General features: G+C 59.0%; 13 protein-coding genes. 7 read left to right on the forward strand and 6 right to left on the reverse strand.

The features are described from left to right. The first annotated feature begins 4 nt into the window (after positions 1–4). From ACZ47E_RS16750 to queE, 6 genes are all read left to right on the forward strand, one after another. A complete protein-coding gene (locus ACZ47E_RS16750) occupies positions 5–1,093 on the forward strand; it encodes an ABC transporter ATP-binding protein (protein WP_034498259.1) in 1,089 nt (362 codons plus the stop codon). A 55-nt stretch (positions 1,094–1,148) separates the two neighbouring features. Further along, on the forward strand, positions 1,149–1,913 hold the full coding sequence (locus tag ACZ47E_RS16755; protein ID WP_464017062.1) for a sugar phosphate isomerase/epimerase family protein: 765 nt from the start codon (positions 1,149–1,151) through the stop codon (positions 1,911–1,913). A 23-nt stretch (positions 1,914–1,936) separates the two neighbouring features. Then, the gene (locus ACZ47E_RS16760; protein ID WP_022563627.1) at positions 1,937–3,070 is read left to right on the forward strand and encodes a Gfo/Idh/MocA family protein; all 1,134 of its coding nucleotides are present in this window, start codon (positions 1,937–1,939) and stop codon (positions 3,068–3,070) included. A gap of 150 nt (positions 3,071–3,220) precedes the next feature. Continuing rightward, positions 3,221–3,931 carry a 7-cyano-7-deazaguanine synthase QueC gene (gene queC, locus ACZ47E_RS16765; protein WP_034498257.1) on the forward strand — a complete coding sequence of 237 codons (711 nt, stop codon included), beginning with the start codon at positions 3,221–3,223 and terminating at the stop codon, positions 3,929–3,931. After that, the gene (queD, locus tag ACZ47E_RS16770) at positions 3,931–4,287 is read left to right on the forward strand and encodes a 6-carboxytetrahydropterin synthase QueD (RefSeq protein ID WP_004438504.1); all 357 of its coding nucleotides are present in this window, start codon (positions 3,931–3,933) and stop codon (positions 4,285–4,287) included. The genes queC and queD overlap by 1 nt, the downstream gene beginning before the upstream one ends. Further along, positions 4,284–5,039 (forward strand): 7-carboxy-7-deazaguanine synthase QueE, encoded by a 756-nt coding sequence (gene queE, locus ACZ47E_RS16775; protein ID WP_034498256.1) that lies wholly within the window; start codon positions 4,284–4,286, stop codon positions 5,037–5,039. Before queD ends, queE begins: the two co-directional genes overlap by 4 nt. Positions 5,040–5,280: 241 nt before the next feature. Here queE and ACZ47E_RS16780 read toward each other — a convergent pair whose 3' ends face one another. From ACZ47E_RS16780 to ACZ47E_RS16805, 6 genes are all read right to left on the reverse strand, one after another. Continuing rightward, entirely contained in the window at positions 5,281–6,330 is a 1,050-nt protein-coding gene (locus tag ACZ47E_RS16780) for a Gfo/Idh/MocA family protein (protein WP_022563630.1), read from the reverse strand. Between the two features lie 18 nt (positions 6,331–6,348). Further along, positions 6,349–7,134 (reverse strand): ThuA domain-containing protein, encoded by a 786-nt coding sequence (locus ACZ47E_RS16785; RefSeq protein WP_004438513.1) that lies wholly within the window; start codon positions 7,132–7,134, stop codon positions 6,349–6,351. A 55-nt stretch (positions 7,135–7,189) separates the two neighbouring features. Beyond that, complete coding sequence (locus tag ACZ47E_RS16790) at positions 7,190–8,218, reverse strand: ABC transporter ATP-binding protein (protein WP_034498255.1); 1,029 nt, start codon at positions 8,216–8,218, stop codon at positions 7,190–7,192. Positions 8,219–8,228: 10 nt separating this feature from the next. Next, a complete protein-coding gene (locus ACZ47E_RS16795) occupies positions 8,229–9,062 on the reverse strand; it encodes a carbohydrate ABC transporter permease (protein ID WP_004438518.1) in 834 nt (277 codons plus the stop codon). After that, the gene (locus ACZ47E_RS16800; RefSeq protein ID WP_004438520.1) at positions 9,059–10,033 is read right to left on the reverse strand and encodes a carbohydrate ABC transporter permease; all 975 of its coding nucleotides are present in this window, start codon (positions 10,031–10,033) and stop codon (positions 9,059–9,061) included. The genes ACZ47E_RS16795 and ACZ47E_RS16800 overlap by 4 nt, the downstream gene beginning before the upstream one ends. A gap of 63 nt (positions 10,034–10,096) precedes the next feature. Beyond that, on the reverse strand, positions 10,097–11,362 hold the full coding sequence (locus ACZ47E_RS16805) for an ABC transporter substrate-binding protein (protein WP_004438522.1): 1,266 nt from the start codon (positions 11,360–11,362) through the stop codon (positions 10,097–10,099). A gap of 270 nt (positions 11,363–11,632) precedes the next feature. Between ACZ47E_RS16805 and ACZ47E_RS16810 the strand changes: the two genes are divergently transcribed. Beyond that, entirely contained in the window at positions 11,633–12,646 is a 1,014-nt protein-coding gene (locus ACZ47E_RS16810) for a substrate-binding domain-containing protein (RefSeq protein ID WP_108081207.1), read from the forward strand. The last annotated feature ends 49 nt before the right edge of the window (positions 12,647–12,695 follow it).

A 12,695-nucleotide genomic window follows, 5' to 3' on the forward strand; every position in this document is an offset into this window, starting at 1 on the left:
CTATATGAACAAAAGCGTTTCCATCCGCGATCTTTCGCTGTCCTTCGGTGCCGTTACCGTGCTGAAAGACCTCAATCTCGATATTTACGACGGCGAATTCCTCGTGCTGCTCGGCTCTTCCGGCTGCGGCAAGTCGACCCTTCTCAACTGCATCGCCGGGCTTCTGGAGCCGACCGACGGACAGATATTCATCAAGGACCGTAACGTTACCTGGGAAGAGCCGAAGGATCGTGGCATCGGCATGGTGTTTCAGTCCTATGCGCTCTATCCGCAAATGACAGTGGAAAAGAACCTTTCCTTCGGCCTTCAGGTCGCCAAAGTGCCGAAAGAGGAGATTGATCGCCGGGTCAAAAGGGCAGCCGGCATCTTGCAGATCGAGCCGCTGCTGAAACGCAAGCCGGCCGAACTTTCCGGCGGTCAACGCCAGCGCGTGGCGATCGGCCGGGCGTTGGTGCGGGATGTGGATGTCTTTCTGTTCGATGAACCGCTCTCCAACCTCGATGCCAAGCTGCGCTCGGAGCTTCGCGTCGAAATCAAGCGGCTGCACCAGTCGCTGAAGAACACCATGATCTATGTGACGCACGACCAGATCGAGGCGCTGACGCTGGCTGATCGCATCGCCATCATGAAAAGCGGCGTCATCCAGCAGCTGGCTGACCCCGTCACCATCTACAACAAGCCAAGGAACCTGTTCGTCGCAGGCTTCATCGGCTCGCCCTCGATGAATTTCCTGCGCGGCGAGCTGATCGAAAAAGACGGCAAGGTGGTCTTCACCACCAATGGCGTGACTTTCGCACTGGACGGTTATCATGCGGAAACGTCGCTTGCCGCCGGTCGCGCGGTGGTTCTGGGCGTTCGCCCCGAACATGTGCGCGTTGATGCCGATATCGTCGGCGGGGAGGTGCACGAGGCGGTCGTCGATATCGAGGAGCCGATGGGCGCCGACAATCTGATCTGGCTTAAACATGCCGGGCATACCATGTCCGTGCGCGTTGGCGGCCACAGACGGTTTTCACCCGGCACCAAGGTGCGCCTTGGCCTCGACATGACCATGGCCTCGCTGTTCGACGCGCAAAGCGAGGAACGGCTCTAAAGGGCGCTGACCACTCCCACACATTCCCAGGACCCACATCTCTATGGAGGAGACAATGACAGAACTCGGTTTTCAGCTTTACAGCGCCCGTAATTTTCAACCCTTTTCCGATATTCTGAGGAAGCTTTCGGCGGCGGGTTATAAACACGTGGAAGGTTACGGCGCCATGTATGCTTCGCTGGATGACGCCGGCCTGAAAGGTCTGCGTGCCGAACTGGACGCCAACGGCCTGACCATGCCCACCGGTCATTTCGGTCTCGATCTTCTTGAAGGCGATCCCAAAAAGGCGCTGAATATTGCCAGCGCTCTGGGTGTGGAAGCGATCTATTGCCCTTACCTTATGCCCGACCAGCGCCCTGACGATGCCGCCGGCTGGTTCGCCTTTGGCAAGCGCCTGCAGGAAGCCGGAAAGCCCTTTGTGGATGCCGGGCTGGTCTTTGGTTGGCATAACCACGACTTCGAGTTCAAGGCGCTTGCCGATGGTTCAACGCCGCAGGAGCAGATATTTGCCGGTGGCCCCGACCTGAAATGGGAGGCGGATATCGCCTGGATTATCAGGGGCAATGCCGATCCGCTCGCCTGGATCGAAAGCTACGGCAAGCGCATCACCGCCGTGCACGTGAAGGACATCGCGCCCGCAGGGGAGAATAAGGATGAAGATGGTTGGGCCGATGTCGGCCACGGCACGGTGGACTGGAAAGGTCTCGTCGCGGCGCTGAAGGCGAAATCCGCCACGAAACATTTCGTGGTCGAACACGACAACCCGAAAGACATCGATCGGCTGATTACCCGTTCTATCGCGTCGTTCAAAACCTACTAAGTCTCAGATTTCGGAGTTTCATCATGGCCAGAGATCTTGGCGTCGGCATCATCGGATGCGGCAATATCTCGTCTGCTTATTTTTCGCTGGCACCGCTTTTCAAGGGCATAAAGGTGCTGGCCTGCGCCGACCTCAACCGCAATGCAGCGGAACTGAGAGCGGAAGAATTCGGTGTTGTCGCCCAGTCCATCGAGGAATTGCTCGCCAACCCGGAAATCGACGTGGTGGTGAACCTCACCATCCCCGCCGCGCATTTTCCGGTGTCGAAAGCCATTCTCGAGGCGGGTAAGCACGTCTATTCGGAAAAGCCGCTGGTGCTGTCTCTGGAAGAGGGCGAGGAACTGCGGCGCATCGCCCGCGAGAAGAACCTCTCCGTCGGCTGCGCACCGGACACCTTCCTCGGCGGCGCGCATCAGCTTGCCCGGCAATATATTGATGACGGCAAGGTCGGGCGCATCACGTCCGGCACCTGCCATGTGATGAGCCCCGGCATGGAAATGTGGCACCCCAATCCGGGCTTCTTTTTCCTCAAGGGCGGCGGGCCGATCCTCGATCTCGGTCCGTATTACATCGCCAATCTTATCAACCTCATCGGCCCGGTGAAACGTGTCGGCGCGCTCACTTCGATGGCAAATCCGACCCGCACGGTGACCAGTCAGCCGCTGAACGGCGAGATCATCCCTGTCGAGACCCCGACAAATATCCATGCCCTGCTGGAATTCGTGAATGGTGCGACGATCACGCTTTCGGCGAGCTGGGATGTATGGTCACATCGTCATGCCAATATGGAACTCTATGGCACGGAAGGCTCGATCTACGTGCCGGATCCGAATTTCTTCGGCGGTGTTGTCGAAGCCAGCGGTCGCGACAAGAATATCCAGCCGCTGGAAGGCTGGGCGCACCCCTTCGGCATCGCCAATCAGGAAAGCCCGAACGGTCCGCGTGCAAATTACCGCACGGCCGGTCTTGCCGATATGGCGATTGCCATTCTGGAGGGGCGCGACGCCCGCTGCTCGCTGGATCGGTCCCTGCACGGGATCGACGTGATGACGTCGATCCTGAAGTCCGGCGAAGAGGGCCGTTTCATCGAGATGACGACGACCTGCACGCAGCCGGCCGCGCTCGGCATTGAGGAGGCGCAGGCGTTGCTGCGCTGAGGACGGAAGATCATTCCTTGAAAAGCGGTGAAGGTAACTTTGCCGCTTTTCGTGTTTTCAGCTAGAGCCTTCACAAATTCCCCGCTTTGCTTTAAAGCCGCCCTGTAATCCGGTCGCAGCCCACCCGGTCAAAACAAGGGATCCCAACTTATGAAAACCATCGTCATCTGCTCCGGCGGATTGGACTCCGTTTCGCTTGCGCATAAAATCGCCGCGGAACATGAACTTCTCGCTCTCGTCTCCTTCGATTATGGCCAGCGCCACAGGAAGGAACTGGATTTTGCCGCCGATTGCGCCAGACGGCTCGGCGTGCCGCATCATGTCATCGACATCAGAACCATCGGCGCGCATCTCACCGGTTCCGCACTGACCGACGATGTGGAGGTGCCTGATGGCCACTACGCCGAAGAGACCATGCGCTCCACCGTGGTGCCCAACCGCAATGCCATCATGCTCACCATCGCTTTCGGCCTGGCTGCCGCGCAACAGGCGGAAGCAGTGGCGATTGCCGTTCATGGCGGGGATCACTTCATCTACCCGGATTGCCGGCCGGGCTTCATTGACAGCTTCAACGCCATGCAGGCGCATGCGCTTGAAGGCTATGCTGATGTAAACCTTTTTGCGCCCTACGTTACCGTTTCCAAGGCGGCCATCGTGACCGATGGCGCGAAATATGGAACGCCCTTCGGTGAAACATGGTCCTGTTACAAGGGCGGCTTGCGTCACTGCGGCCGCTGCGGAACCTGCGTGGAGCGGCGCGAAGCCTTCCATCTTGCCGGCGTCACCGATCCGACAGACTATGAGGACCCGGATTTCTGGGTGGCCGCGACCCATGCCTTTGCGGCGCAGGAGGTGCGTTGATGTTCCGCATCACCAAGGAATTTCACTTTTCCGCCTCGCACCAGTTGAAAAGCCTGCCGTCGGATCACCAGTGCAATCGGCTGCACGGGCATAATTACATCGTCGAAGTCGAACTGTCAGGCGAAGAGCTGAACGAGCACGGTTTTGTGCGCGACTATCACGAGCTCGCACCGTTGAAGCGCTATATCGACGATCATTTCGATCATCGTCATCTGAATGATGTCCTCGGCCATGACCGGGTCACGGCGGAATGCCTGGCGAAGCATTTCTATGACTGGTGCAAGGATCGTCTGCCTGAAACCAGTGCCATCCGCGTCAGCGAAACCGCCAAGACCTGGGCAGAATACAGGCCATGACGGCGACTGGACAAAAGATCGCAGCGAAGGACACCACGATACGCATCAGTGAAATCTTCGGCCCGACCATTCAGGGCGAAGGTCTGCTGATCGGTCTGCCGACGGTTTTCGTTCGCACTGGCGGCTGCGACTATCGCTGTTCCTGGTGCGATACGCTGCACGCGGTCGATAGCGATTATCGCGACACGTGGAAACCGATGCCGGTCGATGCAATCTGGCAGGAGGTGCGGCGGCTTTCCGGTGGCGTACCGCTGACGGTCTCGCTGTCTGGCGGCAATCCGGCCGTCCAGCCGCTCGGACCTTTGATCTCCAAGGGGCAGGCTGAAGGCTATCGTTTCGCGCTGGAAACACAGGGCAGTATCGCCAAAGACTGGTTTGCCGATCTCGACCATCTTGTTCTGAGCCCCAAGCCGCCATCGAGCGGCATGGGAACGGACTGGCAGGCTTTCGAAGACTGTCTTGCCGCTGCCGGCGAGGGGCCGCAGCTGGCCCTGAAAATCGTGGTCTTTGACGATGCGGATTACGCCTATGCCAAAGCGGCATCCGCGCGTTTCCCGTATTTGCCGGTTTACCTCCAGCCCGGCAATCACACCCCGCCGCCGCCGGATGATGACGATGCGCGTGTCGATATCGATGGGGTGATGGACCGGATGTTGTGGCTGGTGGACAAGGTTAGCGAAGATCGCTGGTTTTCCGCCCGCGTGCTGCCGCAGCTGCATGTGTTGATATGGGGGAACAAGCGCGGGGTTTGAAGCTGCGCGGGAGTGAAATTCTACGCTGTAGTTTGCATCCTCAAGACGCGCACAATGTATTGAGCGAGTGTAAGCCGCTTGTTTCTTCTCCCCCAGGGGGAGAAGTCCGCGGCAGCGGGATGAGGGGGCGAGCTCTCCGAAATCCGGCAACGTTGCCCCCTCATCCGACCCTTCGGGCCACCTTCTCCCCTCGGGGAGAAGAAACCTGCGGCAAAGTGATGCCGCAGGTTGTTCTTTCACATCAAGCCGAAACGGCCAACTCGCGTCTCTCCCGATCCGCAATGATCGACAGATCGAGTACCTTCTGCAGATTGGCAGCGTGGCGGAAGTCGGGATCGGCGACGCCGCCTTCCATCACGGCCTTGGCGAATTTTTCGTAGTTCGTCGGCACGGGATCGACCTCGATCGTCTTCCAGATCGCCTTTTCCACATCCTCGCCGATGCAGGCACGCAGGCTGGAATAGTCGGGCGTATGAATGACTTCGAGTGCGCCCTTATCGCCGTGGATGCGCAAACGAAGTTCGTTGAGATGGCCTGTCGCCCAGCGGCTGGCATGGATGACGCCCATGGCGCCGTTTTCCAGTTCGGCCGTCATGGTGAAGCTGTCATTTGCATCCAGATCGTAAGCGCCGATCTTGTTGCCCTCATATTTGTCGAAGGTCTTCAGCCGAGTGAAGATGCGTTGCACATCGCTTCCCGCGCCATAAGAGGCGAAGTCGAGTATGTGGATGCCGACATCGCCCAGCACGCCGTTCGAGCCGTGCTTGGTGGAAAGCCGCCACAACCACTTACTCTCTGTCATCCAGTCACCCCAGGCCTTGGAAACGAGCCAGCTCTGGAGATAGGAGGCTTCCAGATGGCGAACCTTGCCGATCTTGCCGGCCAGCACCATCTCGCGCGCCGCCTGCAAGGGGGCGACGTTGCGATAGGTGAGATTGACCATGGCAACGAGGCCGGCCTTTTCAGCCGCGTCGGCCATTTCGGCAGCATTCGCGTAGTTTTCCGCCAGCGGTTTTTCGCAGAAAACGTGCTTGCCCGCCGCAAGCAGCTTCAGGCTCGTGGGGTGATGGATGGCATCGGGCGTGACATTCGCCGCCGCATCGAATTCGCCCCAGGCAATGGCGTCATCCAGCGAAGTGAAAGAGAGCGGGATGTTATGGCGCAGCGCAAAGGCCCGTGCCACCACGTCGTCCACATCCACCGCCGCAACCAGTTCGACGCCGGGGATCTGAGAGAAATATGTGGCATGGTTGTTGGCCATGCCACCGGTTCCGAGAATGAGAAGTCTCATGCCAGTATCTCCAAGCCCTTACCTGTAACCTGCTTCGCCTGCCTTATGCAGCTTGGGGCCACGTTCCTCGATAGGCTCTAGCGCCTTATCGACGGGAACATTCGGCGCGTCGTGAATACTCTTCAGGGCGCCGACAGGATTATAGGCCCATTTTACAGAATTGCTGATGACCTTCTGCACATTGGCGTCGTGATAGGTCGGATAAGTCTCATGGCCGGGGCGGAAATAGAAGATATTGCCGGCACCACGACGCCAGGTGAGACCCGAACGGAAAACCTCACCGCCCTGGAACCAGGAGATGAAGACGGTCTCGAGCGGCTCCGGCACAGAGAACTGCTCGCCATACATCTCCTCGTTTTCCAGCTCGAAATGCTCGGGCAGGCCGGCGGCGATCGGGTGGCGGGGATTGATGGTCCACAGGCGTTCGCGTTCGCCCGCCTCGCGCCATTTCAACGCGCAGGGCGTACCCATCAGGCGCTTGAACGGCTTGGAGAAGTGGCCGGAATGCAGGACGATGAGGCCCATGCCTTCCCAGACGCGCTTGGCGACGCGCTCCACAATGTCATCCTGAACTGCGCCGTGGTCCTTGTGGCCCCACCAGACGAGAACGTCGGTCTTGTCGAGACGCTCCTGTGAAAGGCCGTGCTCCGGCTCCTGCAGCGTGGCGGTGGTGGCGTTGATCTCGGGATTTTGGTTCAGCGCGTCGGCGATGGTGTTGTGCATGCCGTTTGGATAGATCGAACGCACCGTCTCATTGATGTGTTCGTGAATATTCTCGCCCCATACAACGGTGTTGATGGTCATTCTCATGCTCCTTGGTGAAAGCCGGCTACTTGGGTTGTCCCGGCGGAAGTTGGGTTCAGGCGGCGCCGCGGGCGGGGTTGCGGGCGATTGCCCGGCCCTCGGCGTCAAAACGGTGAATCTGCGCCATATCGGGCACGATGGTGATACGCTCGCCCGCCTTGCGGCCGGTCACACCCTCTTCACGTACGACAACAGGCTCGCCGGCGCCGATCTCGACATAGATGTAGCTGTCCGATCCAAGCATTTCCGAATGCACGATTTCTCCACTCCACCCGCTGCCGTCGCTGGCGATGGTGATGTGTTCCGGCCGGACACCGATCGTTGTCGCGCCTTCTAATTCCGCATACTTGCCTGCCAGGAAGTTCATCTTCGGCGAGCCGATGAAGCCGGCGACGAAGGTGTTGACGGGACTTTCGTAAAGCTCGAGCGGCGTGCCGATCTGCTCGACCCGACCGTCGCGCAGGACGCAGATGCGGTCGGCGAGTGTCATCGCCTCCACCTGATCGTGCGTGACGTAGATCATCGTCGTGTCATGCATCGAGCGATGCAGCTTGGCGATCTCGAGACGCGTGGCCACGCGTAGCGCTGCATCGAGGTTGGAGAGCGGCTCGTCAAACAGGAAGACCTTCGGATCGCGCACGATGGCGCGGCCGATGGCGACACGCTGGCGCTGGCCGCCAGAAAGCTGCTTCGGCAGGCGCTCCAGATAGGGCGTGAGCTGCAGCATCTCCGCTGCCGCTTCGACGCGCTTCTTGCGCTGTTCTTTGTCTGCGCCCGACAACTTCATGCCGAAAGCCATGTTTTCGAACACGGTCATGTGCGGATATAGCGCATAGGACTGGAAGACCATGGCGACGCCGCGCTTGGCGGGCGGCAGGCGGTTCACGGTTTCGCCGTCGAAAGACAGCGTACCGCCTGTGATTTCCTCAAGTCCGCAGATGAGGCGCAGAAGCGTGGACTTGCCGCAGCCGGAGGGGCCGACAAAAACCATGAACTCGCCGGAGCGGATATCCATGTCGATGCCCTTGATGACATCGAAGGCGCCAAAGGATTTGCGAAGATCGCGCAATTGAATGGTGGTCATGATGTTTCTCCTAGCCTTTGACGCCGCCGGCGGTGAGGCCGGAGATGATGCGTCGCTGGAAGATCAGAACGAGGACGACGAGGGGTGCAGTGACGATGACGGAAGCCGCCATGATCGTTCCCCAGGGGATTTCGAACTGCGAGCCGCCCGACAGCAGCGCGATGGCGACCGGCACCGTGCGCTGCTCGTTCGATGAGGTGAAAGTGAGCGCGAAGAGGAACTCGTTCCATGCCGCGATGAAGGCGAGGAGCCCCGTCGTGACGAGCGCCGGCCACATCAGCGGCATGAACACCTGGGTGATAATGACCCAGGGCGACGCGCCGTCAACGATGGCTGCTTCCTCGATTTCGATCGGCAGGTCGCGCATGAAGGTCGTCAGCACCCAGACCGTGAAAGGCAGGGTGAAGATCATGTAGGAAAAGATCAGCGCCAAGGGCGTGTTGAAGATGCCCGCCCAGCGGATCAGTTCAAACAGGCCGGCGAGAACGGCAATCTGCGGGAACATCGAAACCGACAGAATGGTGAGCAGCAGCAACGCGCGGCCCCGGAAGCGGACGCGAGCCAGCGCATAGGATGCGGTGACCGCCAGAAACAGCGACAAGATGACGACGGATGATGCGACCAGCAACGAATTGCCGAGATTGCGCAGGAACGTGCCGTTGCCAATGACGAAACTGTAATTGGTGAGCGAAAATTCGCGCGGCCAGTAATTAACCTGGAACAATGCCGAGCCCGATTTCAGACTGGTCAGGATCGCATAATAAAACGGGAATACCGAAATCACCATGATGACGGCGACCAGCGCATAAAAGGCGGTGGTTTTCAGGATGCTGGGCAAGGTCATCGCTGGGCTCCATCGGTGTTGACACGCCCGAGCCACATATAGATGACCGTGATCGAGGCGATGATGAGGAACAGCATGGTGGAGGCGGCGGCGCCATAGGCGAACTTGTCGAAATCGAACAGATTCTCGCGCGCCAGCACCGACATGGTGCGGGTCTGGGCATTATTCGGCGTCAGGATGTAGATGAGGTCGAAAACGCGCATCGCATCCAGCATACGGAAGATGACGGCGACCATCAGGGCAGGGCGGATCATCGGCAGTGTAACGCGGAAGAACACCTTCACGGGGTGGATGCCATCCACCTTGGCCGCTTCATACATGTCCTTCGGCACCATTTGCAGACCGGCGAGAATGAGCAGCGCCATGAAGGGCGTGGTCTTCCAGATGTCGACGATAAGCACGGCGATCATCGCAGTCTCGGGGTTGGCGGTCCAGGCGATCTTGTTGGAGATCAGGCCTAGATTAAGGAACAGGTCATTCAAGATGCCGAACTGGTCGTTCAGCATCCACGCCCACATTTGCGCAGAGACGATGGTGGGAATGGCCCATGGCACAAGAATGGCAGCGCGTACGAGGCCGCGTCCCTTGAATTCGGCATTCAGCACCAGAGCGACGATGAGGCCGAGCACCGTTTCGAGGCTGACCGAGACGATGGTGAATTTCAGCGTGTTGAGAACCGCCCCCCACCATGCGGGGTCGGCAAGCAGGCCTCGATAGATCGTGCGGCCGCTGCTGAGCGTGATCCAGGTGAGATAGTTTTTGAGGCCGACGAATTGTGCTCCCTCCAGATTGGTGAGCGAGGCGTCGGTGAGGCTGAACCACACGGTGCGCACGAGCGGCCAGCCCGCCACCAGCGCCAGCACGAGAAATGTGGGGGCAAGGAACAGCCAGGCGGATTTCAAGCGTTCTGACTGTAGATCGGAACCTGTGCCGGATGCCGTGACCGGTCTTTGAAGGGCGATGTCGTTCATGGGGATATCTCGCGGTTGGGGCGCGGGAGACGATCAGGCGAGACCGTTCCCGCGCGGGCCGTATTACCAGCCGTTGCCTTTGAGATCGGTCAGTTCAACCTCGAGAAGCTCAAGATTTTCAGCGGCCGTGCCGTTGCCGGAGAGCGTGTTGTGGACCGCACCCCAGAACTTGGCCGAAACCTCGTTATATTTCACCTTGGCCGAGGCGGAAGGACGCGGGACGGCGGTCTGGAAGATCGGCTTCCATGTCGGCATGAAGGGCTGCGCGGCCGCAACATCCTTGTCGTCGTAAAGCGAAGCGATCGTCGGCATGTTGGAAAGCTGAACGGCGCGCATCTTCTGGGTTTCCTTGGATGCGATAAACTTCACGAGCTCAATGGCAGCTTCCTGGTTGGCTGAATATTTGGATACGGCGAGATTCCAACCGCCGAGCGTTGAAGCCGGTGCCTCGCCCTCGGCGCCAGCCGGGAGCGGTGTTACGCCGAACTTGCCCTTGATGGCGCTGTCGTCGCCATTGCCGAGCGCGTAGGCGTAGGGCCAATTGCGCATGAAGACGGAGTTGCCGGTTTGCCAGACGCCGCGCGCTTCCTCTTCCTTGTAGGCAAGCACGCCCTGCGGCGCGATGGTGCCGACCCATCCCTTGGCAGTTTCGATGGCGGCAGCAGCCTTTTCATTGTTGACGGAGATATCGCCATTGCTTTCGACAATATGGCCGCCGCCGGCGGAAGCAATCCATTCCAGGGCATTGCAGGTGAGGCCTTCATAGGCGCTGCCCTGGAAGACAAAACCCCAGAGGTCCTTCTGGCCCGCTTCACGCTCCTTGTCCTGGATTTCCTTCGCGGTTTCGCTCAGCTCCTTCCAGGTTTTCGGCGGTTGCTTGCCGTATTTTTCGAGCAGGTCCTTGCGATAGAACAACGCGGGCGCGTCTGTGAACATCGGCATGGCGACGAGTTTGCCGTCCACGGTTTGCGATGCAACGATGGAGGGGAAATGATCTCCGATGACATCCTTGGTCGCCGCGGTCAGGTCCACGAACTGGTCGGCAAGCTGCGGCGCCCAGATAACGTCCGTCTGGTAGACATCGACATCCTTGTTACCCGCGGCAAGCCACAGCCGGTACTGGCTGAACTGCTCGCTGGAGGATGATGGCATGGTGACGAGATTGACCTTGTGGCCGGTTTGTTTTTCGAAAGCCGCAATGCGTTCTTTGAAGAATGCGACGTTCTTGCCGGTGGAATTGGCGGCGATGGAAATCTCGGCCGCCTGCGCGGAAACGGCGGCGGAAAGTACGCTGCCGCACAGGAACAAAGTCTTCATGGAAATATTCATTGTCAAACTCCTCCGTTGACGCTCCCGATTGTCCTCAAAATTGAAAGCGCTTTTGACTAAAAGGAAGCTCGCAAAAGCCGGGCAATCTGTCAATACTCTTTCTAATCGAGCGAAAATCGGGCGTTTTTGCCTGCAAATTTTCATCAGTTGCCTTTCAAGATGATGGACTGTAAAGTTTCAGGCGGGAAGAAATTGAAATCGTTTTCAATTTTTGTCGACTTGAAAAATCCGCAGCGGCGACGCATGCAGGGGGCGAATTGGCAAAAAAACATGAAGCTCAAGGAATTCGCAGAAAAGGTTGGCCTATCGCCCACCACCGTTAGCAGAGCGCTGGGCGGCTATCCCGAAGTGCGTGAGGAAACGCGTCAGCGGGTCATGCAGGCTGCGCTCAAATACGGGTATTTGCCGAATGCCAACGCGGTGCGGTTGGCAACCGGCAGGGCCGGCGCTATCGGTGTCGTTATGGGCCGGTCGGGCGGAGGACATTTCTTTTCGGAATTCATGGGCGGCATGGCCACCCGGCTGGAACGGGAAGAGACCGACATTCTCGTCAGCGTGACAGTTGACAACAATCTCGATGAGGAGCTGGCTATTTTCAGCCGGCTGGCTGCGAGCGGTCGTGTGGATGGCATTATCGTGCACTCACCGCGTCCGGAGGATGAGCGTATCGCGCTGCTCAACCGGCTCGGCGTCCCCTTCATCGTGCACGGGCGCTCAAAGACACCCTTCGAACATGCCTGGCTTGATATCGACAACCATGATGTGACCTATCGTCCGACGATCCATTTTCTCGAGCGCGGCCACCGGCGTATAGCCCTCATCAATGGGCCGGTCGGACGAACCTTCGTACGGGATCGTGAACAGGGTTTCCGCGAGGCGCTGGCTACCCATGGCATTACGCCCGATCCGCGCTTCATGATGAATGAGCACTTCAGCGAAGAGACCGCGTTCCGCTTCGCCCGTTCGCTGCTGGAGCAGACACCGCGCCCGACAGCCTTTGTTGCGGGTGCGATGATGACTGCACAGGGCGTCTACCGTGCTGCGACCCAGATGGGGCTGACAATCGGCAAGGATGTTTCCGTCATCGCCCATGACGATGTGTTTCCTTACCTCACGCCTGAAAGCATGATGCCGCCGCTTTCCACCACCCGCTCGCCCATGCGCATGGCCGGAATAAGGGTGACGGACCTTCTTCTGCAAATCATCGGCGGTCGCCCCGTCCGTGAGGTTCAGGAACTGTGGCCTGTGGAGCTGATTTTGCGAGAATCGGTCGGCCCTGTCTGAGCTTTGGGCCATAGCTCACTGATTCCACTCCATTTTGTGAACGCCGATT

This window comes from Agrobacterium sp. 5Ca39, assembly GCF_055382365.1.